General features: G+C 33.2%; 20 protein-coding genes and 2 tRNA genes. 12 read left to right on the top strand and 10 right to left on the bottom strand.

Annotated elements, in window-relative coordinates; genetic code table 11:
- Nucleotides 1-65 precede the first annotated feature (65 nt).
- Together ACN0QX_RS05415 and ACN0QX_RS05410 are read right to left on the bottom strand one after the other, a co-directional pair.
- A complete protein-coding gene (locus ACN0QX_RS05415) occupies nt 66-947 on the bottom strand; it encodes an NAD kinase (RefSeq protein ID WP_248397679.1) in 882 nt (293 codons plus the stop codon).
- Nucleotides 948-951: 4 nt separating this feature from the next.
- Entirely contained in the window at nt 952-1,611 is a 660-nt protein-coding gene (locus ACN0QX_RS05410) for an acetoin utilization protein acuB (RefSeq protein ID WP_417195808.1), read from the bottom strand.
- An 89-nt stretch (nt 1,612-1,700) separates the two neighbouring features.
- On the opposite strand from ACN0QX_RS05410, the gene ACN0QX_RS05405 reads away from it, so the two are divergent.
- The 6 genes from ACN0QX_RS05405 (at nt 1,701) to clpX (ending at nt 7,244) form a co-directional block, all read left to right on the top strand.
- On the top strand, nt 1,701-2,414 hold the full coding sequence (locus tag ACN0QX_RS05405; protein WP_417195807.1) for a pyridoxine 5'-phosphate synthase: 714 nt from the start codon (nt 1,701-1,703) through the stop codon (nt 2,412-2,414).
- A 47-nt stretch (nt 2,415-2,461) separates the two neighbouring features.
- Nucleotides 2,462-3,238, top strand: a complete 777-nt coding sequence (locus ACN0QX_RS05400) for an alpha/beta fold hydrolase (protein ID WP_417195806.1) — start codon at nt 2,462-2,464, stop codon at nt 3,236-3,238.
- A 35-nt stretch (nt 3,239-3,273) separates the two neighbouring features.
- Nucleotides 3,274-3,621 carry a phage holin family protein gene (locus ACN0QX_RS05395; RefSeq protein WP_417195805.1) on the top strand — a complete coding sequence of 116 codons (348 nt, stop codon included), beginning with the start codon at nt 3,274-3,276 and terminating at the stop codon, nt 3,619-3,621.
- Nucleotides 3,622-3,776: 155 nt separating this feature from the next.
- Nucleotides 3,777-5,105: a trigger factor gene (gene tig / locus ACN0QX_RS05390; protein WP_248397687.1), complete on the top strand. Its 1,329-nt coding sequence runs from the start codon at nt 3,777-3,779 to the stop codon at nt 5,103-5,105.
- A 153-nt stretch (nt 5,106-5,258) separates the two neighbouring features.
- Nucleotides 5,259-5,933 carry an ATP-dependent Clp endopeptidase proteolytic subunit ClpP gene (gene clpP, locus ACN0QX_RS05385; protein ID WP_248397689.1) on the top strand — a complete coding sequence of 225 codons (675 nt, stop codon included), beginning with the start codon at nt 5,259-5,261 and terminating at the stop codon, nt 5,931-5,933.
- 78 nt (nt 5,934-6,011) lie between these two features.
- Nucleotides 6,012-7,244 carry an ATP-dependent Clp protease ATP-binding subunit ClpX gene (gene clpX / locus ACN0QX_RS05380; protein ID WP_248397691.1) on the top strand — a complete coding sequence of 411 codons (1,233 nt, stop codon included), beginning with the start codon at nt 6,012-6,014 and terminating at the stop codon, nt 7,242-7,244.
- Between the two features lie 234 nt (nt 7,245-7,478).
- Here the strand turns inward: clpX and ACN0QX_RS05375 are convergent, their stop codons facing one another.
- The gene (locus tag ACN0QX_RS05375; RefSeq protein ID WP_417195804.1) at nt 7,479-8,993 is read right to left on the bottom strand and encodes a GH3 auxin-responsive promoter family protein; all 1,515 of its coding nucleotides are present in this window, start codon (nt 8,991-8,993) and stop codon (nt 7,479-7,481) included.
- Between the two features lie 42 nt (nt 8,994-9,035).
- Between ACN0QX_RS05375 and ACN0QX_RS05370 the strand changes: the two genes are divergently transcribed.
- Nucleotides 9,036-9,830 (top strand): DUF2797 domain-containing protein, encoded by a 795-nt coding sequence (locus ACN0QX_RS05370; protein ID WP_248397695.1) that lies wholly within the window; start codon nt 9,036-9,038, stop codon nt 9,828-9,830.
- A 52-nt stretch (nt 9,831-9,882) separates the two neighbouring features.
- On the opposite strand, the gene rpsU is transcribed toward ACN0QX_RS05370, so the two are convergent.
- Nucleotides 9,883-10,077, bottom strand: coding sequence for a 30S ribosomal protein S21 (gene rpsU / locus ACN0QX_RS05365; RefSeq protein WP_066248272.1), 195 nt, complete (start codon nt 10,075-10,077; stop codon nt 9,883-9,885).
- A 104-nt stretch (nt 10,078-10,181) separates the two neighbouring features.
- Nucleotides 10,182-12,830, bottom strand: coding sequence for an AsmA-like C-terminal region-containing protein (locus ACN0QX_RS05360; protein ID WP_417195803.1), 2,649 nt, complete (start codon nt 12,828-12,830; stop codon nt 10,182-10,184).
- Between the two features lie 344 nt (nt 12,831-13,174).
- Between ACN0QX_RS05360 and folK the strand changes: the two genes are divergently transcribed.
- Together folK and ACN0QX_RS05350 are read left to right on the top strand one after the other, a co-directional pair.
- Nucleotides 13,175-14,320, top strand: a complete 1,146-nt coding sequence (gene folK / locus ACN0QX_RS05355) for a 2-amino-4-hydroxy-6-hydroxymethyldihydropteridine diphosphokinase (protein ID WP_248400705.1) — start codon at nt 13,175-13,177, stop codon at nt 14,318-14,320.
- Nucleotides 14,321-14,516: 196 nt separating this feature from the next.
- Nucleotides 14,517-14,996: a GyrI-like domain-containing protein gene (locus ACN0QX_RS05350; protein WP_417195802.1), complete on the top strand. Its 480-nt coding sequence runs from the start codon at nt 14,517-14,519 to the stop codon at nt 14,994-14,996.
- A gap of 6 nt (nt 14,997-15,002) precedes the next feature.
- On the opposite strand, the gene ACN0QX_RS05345 is transcribed toward ACN0QX_RS05350, so the two are convergent.
- From ACN0QX_RS05345 to ACN0QX_RS05335, 3 genes are all read right to left on the bottom strand, one after another.
- Complete coding sequence (locus ACN0QX_RS05345; protein WP_417195801.1) at nt 15,003-15,836, bottom strand: energy transducer TonB; 834 nt, start codon at nt 15,834-15,836, stop codon at nt 15,003-15,005.
- 208 nt (nt 15,837-16,044) lie between these two features.
- On the bottom strand, nt 16,045-16,467 hold the full coding sequence (locus ACN0QX_RS05340; protein WP_417195800.1) for a hypothetical protein: 423 nt from the start codon (nt 16,465-16,467) through the stop codon (nt 16,045-16,047).
- A gap of 228 nt (nt 16,468-16,695) precedes the next feature.
- Nucleotides 16,696-17,229, bottom strand: coding sequence for an RNA methyltransferase (locus ACN0QX_RS05335; protein WP_376858900.1), 534 nt, complete (start codon nt 17,227-17,229; stop codon nt 16,696-16,698).
- 121 nt (nt 17,230-17,350) lie between these two features.
- Between ACN0QX_RS05335 and mutS the strand changes: the two genes are divergently transcribed.
- From mutS to ACN0QX_RS05320, 3 genes are all read left to right on the top strand, one after another.
- Nucleotides 17,351-19,966, top strand: coding sequence for a DNA mismatch repair protein MutS (gene mutS, locus ACN0QX_RS05330; protein ID WP_417195799.1), 2,616 nt, complete (start codon nt 17,351-17,353; stop codon nt 19,964-19,966).
- Nucleotides 19,967-20,084: 118 nt separating this feature from the next.
- Nucleotides 20,085-20,156, top strand: a tRNA-Gly gene (locus tag ACN0QX_RS05325).
- A gap of 30 nt (nt 20,157-20,186) precedes the next feature.
- Nucleotides 20,187-20,270, top strand: a tRNA-Leu gene (locus ACN0QX_RS05320).
- Nucleotides 20,271-20,479: 209 nt separating this feature from the next.
- Here ACN0QX_RS05320 and ACN0QX_RS05315 read toward each other — a convergent pair.
- The gene (locus ACN0QX_RS05315) at nt 20,480-20,719 is read right to left on the bottom strand and encodes a hypothetical protein (RefSeq protein ID WP_248397709.1); all 240 of its coding nucleotides are present in this window, start codon (nt 20,717-20,719) and stop codon (nt 20,480-20,482) included.
- Complete coding sequence (locus ACN0QX_RS05310; RefSeq protein WP_417195798.1) at nt 20,716-20,907, bottom strand: hypothetical protein; 192 nt, start codon at nt 20,905-20,907, stop codon at nt 20,716-20,718. Before ACN0QX_RS05310 ends, ACN0QX_RS05315 begins: the two co-directional genes overlap by 4 nt.
- Nucleotides 20,908-20,987: the final 80 nt, after the last annotated feature.

Here is a 20,987-nt window from a genome sequence, read left to right as displayed (position 1 = left end):
ATTAGCCTATAACAATTTGATTCAAAATGTATTTGAATTAAACTGATTTTAAATAAAATTATTGCCTAATTGCGCTTGTCTTCGCCCCAAAGTAGTTTTTTTCGCAAGGTATCCAAAAAGCTTTCTTCTAATAATTCAATCATTTTAATGGTAAAAGGTGCTTTTTTTATCTTGATAATAGTGTCATTAGATAAGGTTGCAATTCTAGAATCTAAGGATACTAAAAAATTGTCTTCACGACCATCTACTTTTAATTGAATTTCAGTAGAATCAGTTATCACCAAAGGCCTCGCGCTTAAATTATGTGGCGCAATGGGTGTAATAACAAAGCTATTTGTATCTGGCGTAATTACGGGGCCACCGCAGCTTAATGAATAACCGGTTGATCCTGTTGGTGTGGAAACAATGAGCCCATCACTCCAATAGGATGTTAGGTATTCATCATTTAATCGTGTTTCCACAGTAATCATGGAAGTCGTGTTTTTCCGGCTAACGGCTATTTCGTTTAGTGCAAAATTAAGTGTGTTAAAATCATCTTTTTTAGGAAATGTTTCAATAGCTAATAAATTACGTTCCGAAAGTTTATAAGCCTTATTAAAAATAGCATCCATAGCAGGAATAATTGCCTGACTTTGTATGGTGGCTAAAAATCCTAATCTACCTGTGTTAACACCAATTATAGGAATATTTAAGTCGTGAACATAGGTAATGGCTCGTAAAATAGTACCATCACCACCAATGCTTATGAGTAAATCAAAACTCGAATCTAAAACGTCAGTAAGCGGAACATCATTGAACGACGATTCTTTTTCTTCTTGAATTTTCTGATTAAACTCTGAAATTAAAAATACACTTGCGGCGTCCTTATTCTTTAGGTAATGCAAAATAATAACAAGTGCTTCTTCCGTGCTGGCGTTAAAAGCTTGACCAAATATAGCTATTTTCATGACCTTATATATTTAGGTATTTATTTAAATAGGCTGATCGGTCTTTTAAACTCTCTAGGTAACTGTCTTCCTCATGTCCAGAAATAACATTATAACTGTAACGCCTAAATGTTTGCATGATATCATTTAATCCCGTGTTTCCAACTTTTAAGGTGATTTGAATCATATCGTTTTCAGTTTTTGAAATAAAAGCACCCAATAATTTTCCGTTGTTGGATTCCACTATCTGGCTTATTTCACTAAAGGAATAATCAACTAAACCTTTTTCAATAATTAAAATACCTCCTGCTTCAGCAAAAAACGGGGTTTCGTTAAATAGACCAATCACATCATTTAACTCATAATATCCTATATACATATTATTACGGTCCAATATAGGCATGATGTTGGTGCTGTTTTGGGCAAAAGCCTCCAAAACATCCAACCAATTGGTATTATCGCGAACAAAAAAGCCTTCAATAGCGTGCATTTGGTCAGCAATTACCTCCTGTTTTTCAAAACAATACACATCCGTTTCAGACATGCATCCCACATATAAGCCATCAGGCGTTTTAATCGGAATATGAGAATAAGTTAACTGATTAAACAGCATTTGTAAATCACCAATTTTATCGGTGCTTACTAATGGCTTTATATCGTTAATAACAAATTCGTTTAAATTCATAGCGTGTTTTTAGGTATTTGCAAATTAATTAAAAAATACTATAATTCCGGTAGTTGAGTTTGTATTTTTGTAAATCAAACGACTAGAATATGACAAAGTTAAGTGTAAATATTAATAAGATAGCAACCTTACGAAATTCTCGAGGTGGCGATTTGCCAAATGTAGTTCAATTTGCTAAAGATGTTCAGCGTTTTGGGGCGGAAGGCGTTACTATTCATCCACGTCCGGATGAACGTCATATTCGCTATCAAGATGCTTACAATTTAAAACCAGAAGTATATGCCGAATACAATATTGAAGGCAAACCGATAGAGAAATTCATGAATATGGTTTTGGAAATTAAACCCACTCAAGTAACCTTGGTTCCGGATGCTGTAAATGCTATTACTAGTAATGCGGGTTGGGATACTTTAAAGCATAAGGCCTTTTTAGTAGAGGTAATTCAGGAATTTAAAAATAATGGGATTCGTACGTCAATTTTTGTTGATCCGGTTTTAAAACAAGTGGAAGGGGCTAAAGCTACAGGAACAGATAGAATTGAATTATACACAGAAGCTTTTGCACACGAATTTAGTTTAGGTAATAAAAAAGCTATTATGCCCTATACCGAATGTGCTGTTTTAGCGGATAGCTTGGATTTAGGCATTAATGCAGGACACGATTTATCGTTAGATAACATTCAGTATTTTAAAGAAAATATCCCCAATTTATTAGAGGTTTCCATTGGTCATGCCTTGATTTCAGAAAGTTTATATTTGGGAGTAGAGAATGTCATTCAGATGTATTTACATAGACTGAAATAAGTTTTCAGGGGACGTTTATATTAATAAATTAAGCAAATTTCAAATTCGTGAAAGACAGTAAAAAATTATATTCCAATATATTAGGTGAAGGGAAACCCTTTATTATTCTCCATGGCTTTTTGGGTATGGGTGATAATTGGAAAACTTTGGGTAACCAATTTGCGGAACAAGGCTATCAAGTTCATTTGGTAGATCAACGAAACCATGGTAGAAGTTTTCATGATGCTGATTTTAGTTATGAAACATTATCAGCCGATTTAAAGCATTATTGTGATGCACATCAACTTTCAGACATTGTGCTTTTAGGGCATTCTATGGGTGGAAAAACAGCTATGCTTTTTGCAACCCAGTTTCCTGAGTTGGTTTCTAAATTATTGATAGCGGATATTTCACCGCGTTTTTATCCCGTGCATCATGATGCCATTTTAAATGGGTTAAGTCAGCTAGATTTTTCTACATTAAAAAGTCGTGGCGCTGCCGATAAAAGTTTAGCGAAGTATGTTTCAGACGTTGGAACCCGTATGTTTTTACTTAAAAATTTATACTGGAAAGAAAAAGGACAATTAGCGCTGCGTATGAATATGGATGTTTTAACAGACCAAGTTGGTGAAGTAGGGGAACCATTGCCAATTTCTGCTAAATTTGAAGGCGACACCTTGTTTTTACGTGGTGATAAATCTGAATATATCAGTAATCAGGACGAATCTATTATTCACGCCCATTTTCCAAAAGCAGATATTATAACAGTTTCAAATGCAGGACATTGGTTACATGCTGAAAATCCTGAAGAATTTTATGATGCTGTGATGGCATTTCTTAAATAAGTTGCATTTTAACAAATCACCAAAAAACACGTACTATGAAATTAATTATCAGAATTTTAATTACAGCCGTAACAGTTGTATTGTTAGCTAAATTGTTACCAGGTATTGCAGTAGAAAGTTATACAACAGCTATAATTGTAGCAATTGTTTTAGGATTACTAAATTTAATAGTCAGACCTATTTTAATCTTTTTAACCTTGCCGGCAACTATTATCACTCTGGGTTTATTCCTGTTTGTTATTAACGCTTTAATGATCTTATTAGCCGATAGTTTAATTAATGGATTTACAGTTTCCAGTTTCTGGACCGCTCTATTATTTAGTATTCTATTAACGATTTTACAATCCATATTTTACGGTATTTTAGGTCAAGATAACGAGTAGAAGTGAGTTTTTCTTTAACATTTTAAACGAATTGAAATCCGTTAGTCCCACTGAAAATCAGTACAAATAAACAGGTGAAAGACAATACGTTAAAATACTTTGTTGGAGTGTAAAAAAGTAGTATTTTTGCACTCCAATTTTTATGTCATAATACAATGAATATTACAAGAGAAAATATTGATGCATTAAATGCTGTAGTAAAAGTCGATATCGCTAAAGAAGATTATAGTGGTAAAGTTGAAAAAATATTAACTGATTATCGTAAAACAGCTAACATTCCTGGTTTTAGAAAAGGTCACGTACCAATGGGAATGGTTAAAAAGCAATATGGTAAAGCCGTATTGGTTGATGAAGTTAATAAATTACTTCAAGATGCATTGAATAAATATTTAACAGAAGAAAAATTAGACGTTTTAGGTAATCCATTACCAAAGGCACAAGATAATTTGGATTGGGATGCTGAACTATTATCATTTGAATTCGAATTAGGTTTAGCTCCAGAATTTGAAGTAAACTTATCGCCTAAAAAAGCGATTATCGATTATAATATTACTGCTGGTGATAAAATGATTGATGATCAAATTTTAAATGTGCAAAAGCAATACGGAAAATTAATCGCATCTGATGTGGTTTCTAAAGATTCTGAAATTACAGGTGTTTTCAAAAATGAAGAACGTGAAATAGAAAACACAGTAACATTAACACTCGATAAATTCAAAGGAAAAGCCACCGAAAAGAAATTTATTGGTGCTAAAGTTGGCGATGTTATTACATTAAAAACTAAAGGGTTGTATGCAGATGATCACGAATTAATGCATGCATTAAAAGTATCTCATGATGATATTCACGGTTTAGATATTGAAGTGACTTTTACCATTACCGAAATTAATGAGCGTGAGTTAGCTGAATTAAACCAAGAGTTATTTGATAAGTTGTTTGGTGAAGGTGTAGCCACTTCTATTGAAGATGTAAAAGAAAAAATTAAAGAAGATGCTGAAAAGCAATTCAAGCAGCAATCAGAACAAAAATTACTAAATGATGTTACAGAGCATTTAGTAGAAAATACTAAATTCGATTTACCAGCAACATTCCTACAAAAATGGATGCAAACTGCAGGTGAAAAAGAATTAACAGAAGCTGAGGCGCAAGAAGAATACGCTAAATCTGAAAAAAGCTTGCGTTACCAATTAATTGAAGGTAAATTAATTACTGAAAATAATATTAAAGTAAGCATGGATGATATTAAAGATCATGCCAAGCAAATGATTAAGGCTCAAATGGCGCAATTCGGTCAGATGAATCCTACGGATAAAGAACTAGAAGATATTGCGGCTCGTGTATTATCTAACCAAGATGAAGCACGTCGTATTTCTGAACAAATTATCAGCCAGAAATTATTAGCGCTTTATAAAGAAAAGGCAAACATTAAAACAAAAGATATTACTTACGAAGACTTTGTTAAAGAAGTTTACGGAGACAAATAAGTTGCCAAGTTTTAAAGAATAAATCCTTATATTTAGGCGTTGGAAAAAAGAGCTTCAACGCCTATTTTTTTAAATTATTTTTAATTTAAGAAAATGGGACTATACACTTCCTGCTTTTATACAGGATTTTAACCTATAAAATTTTTAAAAACAATGAATTACGGAAAAGAATTTGAAAAATTCGCTATAAAAGATCAAGGTATTAGTAGTACGTATTACGACAAAATTATTAGTCATATGTACCCAACAAACTTAACACCTAATATTATTGAAGAACGTCAAATGAATATCGCTATTTTTGATGTTTTTTCCCGATTAATGATGGATCGCATCATCTTTTTAGGAACCGCAATTAATGATCAAGTAGCCAATATTATTCAAGCACAATTATTGTTTTTAGAGAGTACTGACTCTTCTAAAGATATACAAATATACATCAATTCACCAGGTGGTGGTGTTTATGCTGGTTTAGGTATTTATGATACTATGCAATTTATTAAGCCAGATGTAGCCACAATTTGTACAGGAATGGCAGCTTCTATGGGAGCGGTTTTATTATGTGCTGGTGAAAAAGGAAAACGTAGTGGTTTAACCCATTCACGTGTCATGATTCACCAACCATTAGGTGGAGCGCAAGGTCAAGCAAGTGATATTGAAATTACAGCGCGTGAGATTTTAACCTTAAAAGAAGAACTATACAAAATTATTAGCAAGCATTCTGGTCAGGATTACGACAAGATTTATCATGATAGTGATCGTGATTACTGGATGAAAGCAGATAAAGCTAAAGAATACGGTATGATTGATGAAGTATTGGTTCGTAGCTAATACCTTATAATACATCTTTCCATAATCCATTTTTTGCAGGATTATGGAGAGAATTTGATAATTGAAATTAATTAATTTATGGCAAAGGAAGAATTAGAATGTTCATTTTGTGGTAGGAAAAAGCCAGAAACAAGTTTATTAATTGCTGGATTGGATGCCCATATCTGCGATCGTTGTATTGAACAAGCGCATGGTATCGTAATTGAAGAATCTAAGCAAACGGATAATAGCGATTTGTCTGCGGAATTAAAACTGCGCAAACCACAAAAAATTAAAACATTCTTAGACGAATATATTATTGGTCAGGATACCACCAAAAAAGTAATGTCTGTTGCGGTTTATAACCACTATAAACGATTGTTACAAGCACCAACGGATGATGATATTGAAATTCAAAAGAGTAATATCATTATGGTTGGGCAAACGGGAACGGGTAAAACCTTAATGGCAAAAACCATTGCAAAAATGTTAAACGTACCATTGGCTATAGTAGATGCTACGGTTTTAACAGAAGCAGGTTATGTGGGTGAAGATGTTGAAAGTATTTTAACACGTTTGTTACAGGCTGCCGATTACAACTTAGAAAAGGCAGAAAAAGGAATTGTTTTTATTGATGAAATAGATAAAATTGCGCGTAAAAGTGATAATCCATCTATAACGCGTGATGTTTCAGGTGAAGGTGTGCAACAAGCGCTTTTAAAATTATTAGAAGGTACCGTTGTTAATGTACCGCCTAAAGGCGGGCGTAAACATCCAGACCAAAAGTTCATTGAAGTTAATACTGAAAATATTTTATTTATTGCAGGAGGTGCTTTTGATGGTATTGATAAAGTTATTTCTAAACGTTTAAATATGCAAGCCGTTGGTTACAGCGCGTCCATGTCTGATGAACGTGTAGACCATAACCACTTATTGCAATATATTATTCCAAAGGATTTAAAAGACTTTGGGTTAATTCCTGAAATTATTGGTCGTTTACCCGTTTTAACATACATGGATCCATTGGATGCTAAAACGCTTCGGGCTATTTTAACCGAACCTAAAAATGCCATTATTAAGCAATATAAAAAGTTGTTTAGTATGGATGATATTGAGTTTCATATTACCGATGGTGCTCTAGATTTTATTGTTGAAAAAGCAATAGAATACAAATTAGGCGCTCGTGGATTACGTTCCTTGTGTGAGGAAATCCTAACAGATGCTATGTTTGAAATGCCAGGAACGGATGAAAAAGAATTGAAAGTCACCAAAGCCTACGCCGAAGATAAAATAAGCAAAACAACTATCAAGAAATTGAAGGCGGTTTCGTAATTAATTCGGAACCCAATACAAAAAAAAACCACGCAAATTGCGTGGTTTTTTATTTTGGTTGTTTTTGGATTACAATTAATAATTTGGCATTATGTGCAAATCATTGTGTGATTAATAGCTCTGTAAAACTAGTGCTTTTTCTGTAAGAAAATCTAGACAGGATTCATTTTTAGATAAACCAACTGCTAAATTCGTTAATCGTATTTTTTTTGCAATTAATTAGGATAAAAAGTATTACCTGTTTAATTCTAAAAGCGCATCTAGGTAGTCTCTAGTATTAGATAATCTGGGTACCTTATGTTGTCCGCCTAATTTGTCAGTGGCCTTTAGCCAGTCGTAAAATAGGCGTTCACGTGCTATGTGGATCGTTGGTTTATTAAGCGTCATGTTATTATAACGCTTGGCTTCATAATCGGAGTTTAAAGATTTTAAAGCATTATCAAATAACTCATTAAAATAATGAATGTTTTCCGGTGGTGTTTTAAATTCAATAATCCATTCGTGTGCGCCTTTTTCTTTGCCATCCATAAAAATTGGTGCAGCAGTATAATCTACAATTTCAGATTTTGTTTTTTTGCAGACCTTTTTTAAAGCATCTTCGGCGTTTTCAATAATTAATTCTTCACCAAAAGCATTTATATGGTGTTTGGTTCTCCCAGAAACTTTTATGCGATATGGGTTAATGGACGTAAACCGAATAGTATCGCCAATTTTGTATCGCCAAAGTCCCGCGTTGGTAGTAATAATTACAGCATAATTTTTATCAATTTCCACCTGACTTAATGGAATTATTTTTTCGTCTTTAGTGCCGTAGGTTTCCATCGGAATAAATTCATAAAAGATGCCATAATCCAACATTAATAGTAATTCGCTAGACTTGTTTTGATCTTGAATGGCAAAAAATCCTTCCGAAGCATTGTAAATTTCATAATAGCGAAAATCTGTCTTTGGTAAAATTTTCTTGTATTGATCCACATAAGGCAAGAAGCTAACACCTCCATGAAAATAAACTTCTAAATTGGGCCAAATATCATGCAGATTGTCTTTGCCAGTTGTTTCTAAAACATTGTTTAATAAAACCAACATCCAAGACGGTACGCCAGCCAAACTGGTCACATTTTCCTGTATGGTTTCATTAACAATGGCCTGCATTTTTTCTTCCCAATTGTTCATCAAAGACACCTTGTTACTAGGTGTGCTGCTAAATTCTGCCCAGAATGGCATATTGTCAATTAATATAGCGGACAAATCACCAAAAACGGTTCCGTTTTCTTTGTACAGTTCTTTACTACCTCCTAAACGTAAACTTTTTCCCGTAAATAATTGTGCGTTTTCATTATTGTTTAAATACATGCACAATAAATCCTTGCTCGCTGCATAATGACAGTTTTCCAAGGCATCTTCACTCACAGGAATAAATTTACTTTTTGCATTGGTTGTTCCACTGGATTTAGCAAACCATTTAATAGGTTGTGGCCAAAAAATATTGTTCTCACCTAAACGAGACCGTTCAATCATGGGTTGGTATTCCTCATAGGAAGAAATTGGAACACGGTCTGCAAATGTTTGATAGCTCTTTATAGAGTCAAAACCATGTGTTCTACCAAATTCTGTATCCTTTGCCTTATATAGTAATTGCATAAGTAGTTCTTCTTGAACCTCATTTGGGTATTTTAAAAACAATTCAATTTGATGAAATCGCTTTTTTAAAAACCAAGAAGCAATAGAATTTACAATAGGAATTGGCATATTTGCAGTATATTTAATGAACTAAAAATAATACTTTTTTTTATGACCTACCAAGGTGTTTTAACAAAAATGACAACGGAGTTTACCGAACCAATTCAATACTACCTCATTTTTGAAAACGACTTCATCCATATCAATCAGTTGTTAGATAAAACGATTCAGTTGGAGTTTGTTGGTTATCAATGTTTAAGTTGCGGTTTAAATAAGCCAATTTATAGACAAGGGTTTTGTAAAAGCTGTTTTTTTGATATACCTCAAGCAGCCGATTGGATTATAAAACCTGAATTAAGCAAAGCACATTTAGATCAGGAAGAACGCGATTTAGATTATGAAAAACGCGTACAATTACAACCACATATTGTGTATTTAGCCAACTCTAGTAATGTAAAAGTTGGTGTTACACGTAAAAGTCAGGTGCCAACCCGATGGATAGACCAAGGCGCACACGAGGCTATTGAAATTGTTGAGGTGCCAAATAGGTATTTAGCAGGAATTACAGAAGTAGCTTTAAAAGATTTTGTTGCCGATAAAACCAATTGGCGCAACATGCTTAAAAACGATGTGAAAGATGAAAATTTAGTGGACTGGCGTGATAAATTGAAAGCCTATATTCCAGATGAAGCTAAAGAATATTACATAGCTAATAACGCCGAAACGCACATTACCTTTCCGGTGCATCAATATCCAGTAAAACCAAAAAGTTTAAATATTGTGAAAAGTGAATCCTACTCTGGGAAACTAGTAGGCGTAAAAGGACAGTATCTTATTTTTGAAGATAATACGGTTTTCAATATCCGATCCAATGAAGGGTTGGTTGTTAAACTTTCTGTGGCATAAAAAAAAGCACGCATAAAAAATGCGTGCTTTTTTATATATCTAAAAAAGACAATTAAATATCTTCTTGATCTCTTAAGTTTTGGATGTATTCAGCTTTCTGAATCTCACGTCTTCTTTTTACTGAAGGCTTTGTAAAGTATTGCTTCTCTCTTAAGTTCTGCATTACTTTTACATTTCTATGCTTACGCTTGTAACGCTTTAAAGCACGTTCTATATTTTCTCCTTCTTTAATTTCGATTCGTAACATATTATTTTTCTTAAATTTAATGGGTGCTAAGGTAATCCTTTTATTGCAATTTTTAGAATGTTTTCTAAAATTTAATTAAAAGGCAATTTTTCTCCTAAAACCCTTTAGTTTATACTGTCTTTTTTCTTCTTATTCTTGTTCAATAAACCACCCAAAATATTCTTAATAGCGGTTTCGGTTGATGGTGTGTTTGTATTCGTGGAATCTGATTGAACAGCTGTACTGTCCTTTGGTGTTGCACCAGAACTTGATGTGTTACCACTTGCTAACCCACCTAAAAGATCTTTGATGGCACCGGTGCCTTGATTAATTAATTTTTTCTTTTCAATTTCAATTAATTGCTGTGTTAGCTTGGTGACACTGGATGATAAATCAGTCGAAATTTTAGGGTTTTTAAAAGTTCCTTTCATATTAGCTGTTACAGGAATGCTAATTTTGTTGACTTCGGGATCGTTAATTTTTCCGATTAAGCGATTAATATCACTTCCTAAATATTTTGCAGGTACATCAAACGCCAAATCGTAATTCATGGTTTGATCAAATCCATGACTTCCACCAATGGCAATATCAATATCCTTATATTTTAGCATAAAAGGCTTAATATTTACTTGACCATCATCAAACGTTAAATTCGTTTTTAAATCATTTAAATCTAATTTATCAAAATCTATAAAATTCAATTGATTATCTAAAGCATTTAATAAGGGACTGCTTTCAATATTTGTTTTTGTCGCTAATAATTCCGCAAAAGCATTACCCGTAACTGAACTTAAAATAGGTGAAAACGAGCTATCTAAATTACCATTTAATACAATATTTGTATTTAATTTTCCTTCAAAAATCTTGGCAATTGGAGCCAATGCTTTTAATAAATCTAGTGTGTTGAAGGACTCCGTAATATCAAATGCATTGGCATTCAATTTTAAATTAAAATTGGGTGTATCTTTTTGGGTGTTAACATCTCCTGAAACGGCTAAAGTACCATCAAATAAATTGGTTGTTAAATTATTTAATGTAGCTACTTGATCCTTAATTGCTAGTTTTCCTTTGGTGTTTTTCAGCGTAAGGTTGTCATAAATTACAGTATTAACATCAGCATTAATGGTGCAATCTAAAAATGCTGGAATTTTAAGAGGAACGCTAGCATCTGTTGTTTTTTTAGTTTCACCTTCCACTTTACCATCATCAGCCACCATAAAGTCGCTTATATTAAAGGTGTTTGATGTCATATTAAAGTTTCCTTGTAGTTTTTTGTCACTTAAAAGAAAACCTAATAAATTGGTAATTGTTCCCGTAGCATTTATATCACTTTGACCAGATTTAGCCTCAAATTTATTCAGCATTACAAGGCCTGTTTGAAAGGTTAAATCTGCATTTGAAATATTAATAGGATTTACAATATCTTCAGAAGCATATACAAAGTCACTAACCTGAACGCTACCATTACTTTTTATGCGTTGATAGGCGTTGGTTTCAATGGCGTTCATATCAAAAGCCGTATTAATCTTGGCTTTTAAAATCCCGCTTAATTCATTGTCCAATTCAATGGGATAGGCTTTAGTAATATTGGCCAGATTTAAAATACCATCAATATAGGCGCTCACCGTCATGTTTTCGGTTAAATTTCGTAACGTACCAGATGCATTAAATTGGTCATTATCTATTTTAAAATTTAAGGTGCTAATGTCTACGTATGTATCTTCAGATTTTCCTGTTGTATTTTTAATGCTGGTGTTAATATTAATATTATCAACACGTTTTGGTAGTTCCGGATATTTAAATGACGCATTATTGGATAGGATATTTATGTCCATTTGCGGAACCGTTTCTTCAGAAATCAACCCGTTTATACGACCGGTTAATTTAAAATTACCAGTTGTTTCTACATTGGCAATGTCTTTGGAATATGTTTTAGGAATAACGGCTAAAAATTCTTTAAAATCAGAGCCTGGATTTTCAAAAGTAATGTCTAATTCTTGACCGTCTTCTAATTGTTTGAAGTAACCTTGAAACTCCAAAGGCAATTCATTTATATAAGCTTTATTCTCCTTAAATGTGTATGTGTTGTTCGGTAAATCCAAACCAATTATAGCGTCTAATTTTAAGGTGTAATTACTTAAATATTCGGTGCTATCCATGTTTAGCGTAACTCGAGCTGACGTTTTTGTATCTAATTCCGAAACATTTCCCGAAAATGTACCTTGTCCAGAATGATTTAATTCTGTAATATAAAAAATGGTGTTGGCTCCTTCGTCTATATAAGTTAATGCACTATCGTCAATGCTATAATCTTGCACATCTAATGTAAAACTGTTACTGGGTTCTACATCTGCTTGTTTACTATCAGACTCCTTCACAATATCGTAGTTGGTTTGCCCTATTTTATTCGTTTTTAGGACAATTAAAGCTTCATCAATATTAAATTTATTGATAACTACAGGTCCATCGCTTGGTTTTTTGAAAAGCTCCTTAATGGACATGGTTAAGGATATCGATTTGATAGACGCTAATTTTTCATCTTTAAAAGGTGCGAAATTGGTAATTTCTAAATCGCTAACATCTACTTGAGCTTGTGGAAAACTTCTAATAAAGCTTAAATTAATATCGCTAAACTCTACGTTGGCATTCACATTGTTATTAATGGTGTTCTTAACAATGTCCTTAATTTTTCCTTGGAAAACAAAAGGTATAGCTATCAGTAATAGAATAATAACGAGTAGTGTAATTCCAATAATTTTGAAAACTTTTTTCATAAAAATTTTTAAGTGATGGGTTTGTAAGGATATACGTATAAATTATATGAAAGGTTGCTGAAAACCAAAAGTTTAATATAATTTTAATACTTATAGTGGCTTTTTTGCTGGCCTTGAAAAATAATTCATGCTAGGACAAAGATACATCCAAATTTAAATAGAACATATTCCTATTGCTATATAAATTGACGCAATACATATTAAAATTGACATGGTGAAGCGAGTTTGGAGACGTAAAAATTTACAGTCCCCATCTAATCTTTTAACATCAGGAATTTTTGTGAATAAAAAGGTGTGGCAATTTTAAACTTTTAGAATTTCTTTTAGTTATTTTGGCATCTGTTATGACCCAACCAAACACCGTTTACATATCATTAGGAAGTAATCAAGGCGACCGTTTAAAGCACTTGCAAGACGCAGTAGATGTAATTTACAAGCGTGTGGGTAAGGTGCAGATGATTGCTAAGGTTTATAATACACCTGCTTTAGGTTTTGAAGGCCCTGATTTTTTAAATACCTGTATCATTGTTAAAACCGATTATTCGGTTGAAACGGTTTTGGAAGATTTACAACGGATAGAAACAGAAATGGGACGCGTTCGGACAGAAAACGCAGCCTATGAATCCCGAAGTATTGATTTGGATATCTTGCTTTATAACGACGCCATAATTCATACCCCAACTTTAATGGTTCCGCATCCACAAATGGCTAACAGACGTTTTGTATTGCAACCATTGCATGATATTGCCTTAAAAGAAAAACACCCAACCTTACATAAAACCATTGCTGAACTATTGGAGATTTGCGAAGATAAAAGTACGATAGAACCTATTAATATCTGGTTAAAAAACCCGAGTAAAAAATATAACCTTTCCAACTATAATTACATTGCTATTGAAGGAAATATAGGTGCTGGAAAAACGAGTTTGGCCACGATGATTTCAACTGATTTTAATGCGAAATTGGTTTTGGAGCGTTTTGCCGATAATCCGTTTTTGCCCAAGTTTTATGAAGATGCTAAACGGTATGCATTTACGTTAGAAATGAGTTTCCTAGCCGATAGATATCAGCAAATTAGTGACGACTTATCGCAATTAGATTTATTTAAAGATTTTATAGTTAGCGATTATGATATTTATAAATCCTTGATTTTTTCGAAAATCACCCTTCCAGAAGATGAATTCAAGCTATATAGACGTTTGTTTTATTTAATGTATAAAGATATTGCCAAACCTGAATTGTATATTTATCTCTATCAAAATACACAGCGACTTCAAGAAAACATCAGAAAGCGTGGACGTGATTATGAGCAAAATATTCAGGATGATTATCTGGAGAAAATTAATGCAGGCTATTTAAATTTCTTAAAAAATCAAGAGGAATTAAACGTGAAAATTATTGATATTTCCAATCGGGATTTTGTAAATAGTCGTGAGGATTATTTATGGATTTTGAATGAAATTGCTTCCGTGGTGCCGAAAGTAGACTAATAGCTTCTGTATAAAGTGTGGTTATCTTAAAAGAGATTCTGCGCTACGCTCTGAATGACATTTTGATGAGTAATATGAACTATGTCATGCGGAAAAACCTATGAATGAAACAACTTTTTTCTATAATAATGAGATTTTCCATTGCGCTCTGAATGACACGATTATATCATGAAGTAACACGCTAAACGCTAAAAAAATGGACTACCAAAAAGTAACAACCAAAGATATATTAATTATTGGTAATAAATCCGAATTGTCTTTCTTGACCAATGTCGAAGGAACAGGGAGTTTAGCAAGACAATTTATGCCGCGATTACAGGAAATTACCAATCGGGTTGGAACCTATAGTTTTTCTATTCAGAAGTATAATACCTTCGATATAAAAACCATGACGCCCGAAACCCGTTTTGAAAAGTGGATAGGTGTTGTCGTATCAGACCTAAATTCAATTCCAGAAAATATGGAATCGTTAATTATTCCAGGAGGCGATTTTTTGGTGTTTCCATTTCAAGGTTCTGTGTCCAATTTTATAGAATTTTGGCAACAACTCCATAACGAATGGTTGCCAAATTCAATATATCAATTAGATAACAGACCACATTTTGAAAAACTTCCAGCTGGTTATAATCCAATGCGTGTTGACAACCAAGAGGAAATTTGGATACCTATTAAATAAGATGTTTTAGCAACCATCAGCCAAGCCAAACGACAACACAAGCACATCTTCCATGATTTCATTATTAGCATTTTTGGCAGGAATCCAACTTCCAGGAATTTGCTTTACCAGTTCTATAAGGTTGGTGTCTATTTCAGGGTAATTGGTGGTTCTATCAAGCGTTATATTAGTAATGGTGCCATTTTTAGTAATGGTAAAGGATACTTTTACAGCCTGGATTTTTTTTGCATCTATAAAATATGTGTTTTCTAGTTTGTTGGCTTCAATATAGGTCATTAATGCTTTATAGCCATCTGCATATGTTGCTTTAGTCTCTGGAACAACGGTGTAATGTGGTCCAAAATGAGGCGCTTCATTTTCGTAAATCATCGCGTTTGCTTTGATGTAGTTCACACGAAATAAAAAGTGTTCTGAATAATCCATAGATTTTAGTAAATCCTTTTGAGAGTCACTCAATGCTTCCGAATCTCCATAGGCACGAATCTCCGTTTGAATATCGTTTTTAATAAGGATAACTTCTGTACTATTTATATGTGCTATGTTTCGTGAATCTTTCTCTGGAATAAAATCATGAATGGTTGTTGCCTTGGTCATGTTACTTTTTGTAATGGATTCAAAACGACTATCAATATTATATGCAAACACTAATGGTTTATTAGCGTCACGCTTTAAAGCAGGTTCCGTTTCTGGAATTTCTTCTTGTACAGATTCCTTGACGGTTTCATGTATAGCAACAAGATCGGTTTGGTCTAATGTGTCTTGATTCCAATTTATAAAACTAAAAGCTCCAAGACTTAAAAGGACTAAAGCAATACTGAATAGGGGGAGAGGTTTTTTCATGATTTATTTAATTTGTTTTCCAAATGTAGATCATGACCAAGCTTTATCACGAATTATAAATGTAAAAAAAGTGTCAAATTTGTGTGAATGGGTTGTAGTTATTAAGCTTAAAAGAAGTTTCTATCCTTTATTGTTGTAATCAGAAATCGTTAAAATGTATAATATGTTTTAAGAGATAAATATCGTTTGCAATAAAAGTTAGATGCACTTATTTAAGCCAACCCTTTTTTTTAGCTTTTTTACTATATACATAAAGAAAACCAGCAACTAAAATTACCAACAAAGGAATAATAATAGAAAATACGATGGATTGTTTTTTAATGTCAAAAACAAATAACCAATACAATTCTATAGAAATCAAGGTAACTAATGCTATAGCAAAAAATGTAACTGCAATTTTTTTTCTCATAAAAAGCATAAAGCTTCCTAGCATTTCAGAAAACAGTGCAATTAAAAACACAATACCATACCAAAACGGTAATGATTGGATTCTTTCAAATTCTTCAATCGTAGAATTTTCCTGTAGGAAATCTAATTCAATGGAACTAAAATAAATCTCAAGGAGGTTCCATACAATAGAAAAAATAGCGACTACCCAAAAGGAAGTTGGTGGTTTAACGTTTTTTATCATAACCTACAATTATAATTCTGTAAGTAAGATAGGGAATTATGTTGTGTTTTGTTAGTATTACGTCAGATTCTAAATATAAAAAATAAATATTTATAGCTGTGACATAGGTTTCAGTGGCTGGTTTTTTACTAAAAAAAGGCCAAGCGCTAATATTTTGTTCTATTATAAGTGTTTACTAAACAATAGCAGATGTTTGAATTCAAATAAATTGTTTTTGAAACTGCTTATTTAATATTTTTTCATTTTACTAAACACATCCCATATAACCAAACCACAACTCACAGAAATATTTAAGGAGTGCTTGGTGCCAAATTGTGGAATTTCCAAAACCACATCACTCGCACTTACCACTTGTTGCGCTACGCCTTTTACTTCGTTTCCAAAAACGAGTGCATATCTGGTGTCGGGTTTCGGGTTGAAATTGTGCAACATGGTGGCATTTTCAGCTTGTTCAATGGCGCAGATTTGCACATTTTCATTTTGCAATTTGGAAATCACATCTAGCGTGTTTTCGGCATATTCCCAAGCAACCGTATCGGTACTTCCTAAAGCGGTTTTATGAATATCTTTATGCGGTGGTTGTGCGGTAATGCCACACAAGTAAATTTTTTCAATTAGAAAGGCATCAGCAGTTCTAAAAACAGAACCTATATTATTCAGACTTCTAATATTATCTAAAATAATAATAATAGGTGTTTTTTTGGTGTCTTTAAATTCGTCAACACTCAATCGGTCTAACTCGCTATTTTTTAACTTTCGCATATTTTATTTTGTGATAATTGTAAATAACTTATAGAAACTTGGCTTTAAAAACCTTAAATAAATAAGTACTTTAGCAATCCTATAACTTGGGCAAAAGTAACACATAAAAATTAGTTAAACGTTGGCAAAAAAAGCAAAAAAGGAAACACCGTTAATGAAACAGTATAATGCTATCAAGGTGAAATATCCTGATGCTTTATTATTATTTCGTGTGGGCGATTTTTATGAAACCTTTGGAGAGGATGCCATTAAAACGGCTGGGATTCTTGGCATTATTTTAACCAAACGTGGTGCAGGAAGCGAAAGCGAAATAGAACTAGCCGGCTTTCCACACCATTCCTTAAACACCTATTTACCTAAACTGGTAAAAGCTGGCGAGCGTGTGGCTATTTGTGATCAGCTTGAAGACCCAAAACTCACCAAAAATATTGTAAAACGTGGTGTTACAGAATTGGTAACGCCAGGTGTAGCTTTAAATGATGAGGTGCTAAAATCCAAATCCAATAACTTTTTATGTTCCGTGTATTTTGGGAAACTACATATTGGTATTTCGTTTTTAGATATTTCTACAGGCGAATTTTTAACCTCTCAAGGAAATGCCGAGTATATTGATAAATTACTTCAGAATTTTAATCCAAGTGAAATATTAGTTTCTAAACAAAAGCGCATGCTTTTTAATGACACTTTTGGTCCTGATTTTCATACGTATTATCTAGAGGATTGGGTATATCAAACCGATTATACTCATGAAACACTTATAAAACATTTCGATACTAAAACGTTAAAAGGTTTTGGTATAGAAGATTTAAATGAAGGGATTATTGCTTCGGGTGCCATTTTGCATTACCTAGCCGAAACCCAACACAATAAATTACAACACATAACGGCTATTAGTAGGATTGCCGAAAATGATTATGTGTGGATGGACCGGTTTACCATGAGAAATCTGGAGCTATATCATTCTACCAACACTAATGCGGTTACGTTATTGCAGGTTATTGATAAAACCATTTCCCCTATGGGAGGACGGTTATTAAAACGCTGGTTGGCATTGCCATTAAAGGATGTGGCTAAAATTAAGCAACGTCATGAGGTGGTTGATTTTTTGAGTAACAATAAACCCATTCTACATAAAATACAAAACCACATCAAGCAAATTGGCGATTTAGAACGACTGATTTCAAAAATTGCGACAAGTAAAGTAAATCCTCGAGAGGTTATTCAACTTAAAAATTCTTTAGAAGCTATTGTGCCAATTAAAGAAATAGCGTCAAGTTGTAATAATGATGCTTTGAAAGTCATTGGAGATACACTTCAAAGTTGTGAGGTGTTGCGCCATAAAATTTCCGAAACCTTAAATGAAGATGCACCTGTAAATGTGCTAAAAGGTTTTACTATTGCCAACGGTTTTTCGGAAGAGTTGGATGAGCTTCGTGGTTTGTCTAAATCAGGGAAGAGTTATTTAGATAACATGCTAAAACGTGAAAGTGAACGTACTGGAATTACCTCACTTAAAATAGCATCTAATAACGTGTTTGGTTACTATATTGAAGTCCGTAATACACATAAAGACAAAGTTCCTGAAGAATGGATTCGGAAACAAACATTAGTAAATGCGGAGCGTTATATAACCGAAGAACTCAAAGAATACGAAAGTAAAATTTTAGGGGCGGAAGAACGTATTTTAGCCATTGAGCAACAGCTGTTTGCCGATTTAATCCAATGGATGACACAGTATATTAAACCGGTTCAACAGAATGCCTTTTTAATTGGACAGTTAGATTGTCTTTGTGGTTTTGCACAACTGGCAATGGATAATAATTATGTGTATCCTGTAATTGATGATTCTTTCGATTTAGAAATAAAAGACGGTCGTCATCCTGTCATTGAAAAACAACTACCACCAAGTGAAGCCTATATTGCTAACGATGTGTATTTGGATCGTGATAAGCAACAAATGATTATGATTACAGGACCCAATATGTCTGGTAAATCGGCAATTTTACGTCAAACGGCACTTATTGTTTTGTTAGCACAAACGGGAAGTTTTGTTCCAGCAAAAGCGGCTAGAATTGGTTTAGTGGATAAGATTTTTACGCGTGTTGGCGCTTCAGATAATATTTCTATGGGTGAATCAACCTTTATGGTTGAAATGAATGAGACAGCTTCCATTTTAAATAACCTATCAGAACGTAGTTTGGTGTTGTTAGATGAAATTGGTCGAGGCACGAGCACCTATGATGGCATTTCCATAGCTTGGGCCATTAGTGAATACCTGCATGAACATCCTGCGAAAGCAAAAACCTTATTCGCAACGCATTATCATGAGTTAAATGAAATGACTGAAACATTTGAAAGGATTAAGAATTATAATGTTTCGGTAAAAGAATTGAAAGACAATGTTTTGTTTTTACGAAAACTGGTTCCAGGAGGTAGTGAGCATAGTTTTGGAATTCATGTAGCAAAAATGGCAGGTATGCCACAACAAGTTTTACATAGAGCAAATAAGATCTTAAAGAAGCTTGAAAAATCACATTCTAGCGAAGAATTGACAGATAAAGTGAAAAGTTTGAAAGATGATGAGATGCAGTTGAGTTTTTTCAATTTAGACGATCCCTTATTAGAAAATATCAAAGAAGAAATATTACATATTGATATTGATACACTTACGCCTGTAGAAGCGCTCATGAAACTGAACGAAATTAAGCGCATGTTGCTCAAGAAAAAGCAGGCTTAAAATAAATTGCATTATTTTTCAAAAAAGGCTTTGCAATTCATATAAATATTTTAAATTTGCAACCGCAATAAGCAATATTGCACGCTTACTTCATGTAGGCACGTTCATTAAAAAATTTGCGAAAGTAGCTCAGGGGTAGAGCATCACCTTGCCAAGGTGGAGGTCGCGGGTTCAAATCCCGTCTTTCGCTCTGAAAACTTTTTTAAAGATAAATTCCAATGCTGAAGTGGTGGAATTGGTAGACACGTTGGACTTAAAATCCAATGTCCATTAGGACGTACGGGTTCAAGTCCCGTCTTCAGTACAGATGAAAAGCCGAAACGAAAGTTTCGGCTTTTTTGTTTTAAAAATTTGCGAAAGCACGCTTTCAAGCATATTTTAAAGCCAAAAAGAGCAATCCACACTTTTGGATTGGTTTTTCTCAAGATGTTGATATTGGGACGCGATGCAGTCAATTCCTTGTATTTTAAGTAGTATAATCCATTTTTGCATGGCAGGATCAATTTAAAGATATTAAGGTTCCTTGATTTCTTCAATAATAGAAACTTCCGAAGATGTTAACTTTCTATCTGCTAAAGTTTCAAATAAACTTATTAAGGTTTCTATATTTTTTAAGGGTACAATTTCAGTTTTGAAATCTATTTGTATCAATAGCATTTTTAGGCTTTTTACAGCTTCTAATTTATCCTGATGTATTACAGAGGCATTTACAATACTATACTCTATTATTAATAATTTTTCTTTTACATTCATTGGTTTCTCAAATAAAGTGCTTTTATTATTTTGTTTATACGAAGATTAAATTCTAAAGTACTTATCATACCACCGTGTTCTTCGTCATTCAATAAGCTCAATGCCTGTAAGGCTTGTTCAATTGAAATTCTTGCCCTTGATTTAGTTTTAGATAATCTATCTGTATGAGTTATACTTTTATCTTTCATGTATAGATAATTTGTGGAGGGCAAAGATATTTGCTGCCTGTAACATCTTTTATGACAGGCCATGTCACCCATAAAAAAAA

The organism is Bizionia sp., from assembly GCF_048259285.1.
GTDB classification, from domain to species: domain Bacteria; phylum Bacteroidota; class Bacteroidia; order Flavobacteriales; family Flavobacteriaceae; genus Algorimicrobium; species Algorimicrobium hallyeonense.
Note: the sequence above shows the minus strand (reverse complement) of the source record. Positions and strands in the feature narration are given on the sequence as shown.

Bases quoted from the DNA above. Each gene is read 5' to 3' on its own strand.
- ACN0QX_RS05345 (WP_417195801.1), bottom strand. From the start codon at position 15,836: ATGAAAAAACCTCTCCCCCTATTCAGTATTGCTTTAGTCCTTTTAAGT.
- folK (WP_248400705.1), top strand. From the start codon at position 13,175: ATGACCCAACCAAACACCGTTTACATATCATTAGGAAGTAATCAAGGC.
- ACN0QX_RS05395 (WP_417195805.1), top strand. From the start codon at position 3,274: ATGAAATTAATTATCAGAATTTTAATTACAGCCGTAACAGTTGTATTG.
- ACN0QX_RS05360 (WP_417195803.1), bottom strand. From the start codon at position 12,830: ATGAAAAAAGTTTTCAAAATTATTGGAATTACACTACTCGTTATTATT.
- clpX (WP_248397691.1), top strand. From the start codon at position 6,012: ATGGCAAAGGAAGAATTAGAATGTTCATTTTGTGGTAGGAAAAAGCCA.
- ACN0QX_RS05415 (WP_248397679.1), bottom strand. From the start codon at position 947: ATGAAAATAGCTATATTTGGTCAAGCTTTTAACGCCAGCACGGAAGAA.
- ACN0QX_RS05350 (WP_417195802.1), top strand. From the start codon at position 14,517: ATGGACTACCAAAAAGTAACAACCAAAGATATATTAATTATTGGTAAT.
- ACN0QX_RS05375 (WP_417195804.1), bottom strand. From the start codon at position 8,993: ATGCCAATTCCTATTGTAAATTCTATTGCTTCTTGGTTTTTAAAAAAG.
- ACN0QX_RS05315 (WP_248397709.1), bottom strand. From the start codon at position 20,719: ATGAATGTAAAAGAAAAATTATTAATAATAGAGTATAGTATTGTAAAT.
- tig (WP_248397687.1), top strand. From the start codon at position 3,777: ATGAATATTACAAGAGAAAATATTGATGCATTAAATGCTGTAGTAAAA.
- ACN0QX_RS05335 (WP_376858900.1), bottom strand. From the start codon at position 17,229: ATGCGAAAGTTAAAAAATAGCGAGTTAGACCGATTGAGTGTTGACGAA.
- ACN0QX_RS05405 (WP_417195807.1), top strand. From the start codon at position 1,701: ATGACAAAGTTAAGTGTAAATATTAATAAGATAGCAACCTTACGAAAT.
- clpP (WP_248397689.1), top strand. From the start codon at position 5,259: ATGAATTACGGAAAAGAATTTGAAAAATTCGCTATAAAAGATCAAGGT.
- ACN0QX_RS05340 (WP_417195800.1), bottom strand. From the start codon at position 16,467: ATGATAAAAAACGTTAAACCACCAACTTCCTTTTGGGTAGTCGCTATT.
- ACN0QX_RS05370 (WP_248397695.1), top strand. From the start codon at position 9,036: ATGACCTACCAAGGTGTTTTAACAAAAATGACAACGGAGTTTACCGAA.
- ACN0QX_RS05310 (WP_417195798.1), bottom strand. From the start codon at position 20,907: ATGAAAGATAAAAGTATAACTCATACAGATAGATTATCTAAAACTAAA.
- ACN0QX_RS05410 (WP_417195808.1), bottom strand. From the start codon at position 1,611: ATGAATTTAAACGAATTTGTTATTAACGATATAAAGCCATTAGTAAGC.
- rpsU (WP_066248272.1), bottom strand. From the start codon at position 10,077: ATGTTACGAATCGAAATTAAAGAAGGAGAAAATATAGAACGTGCTTTA.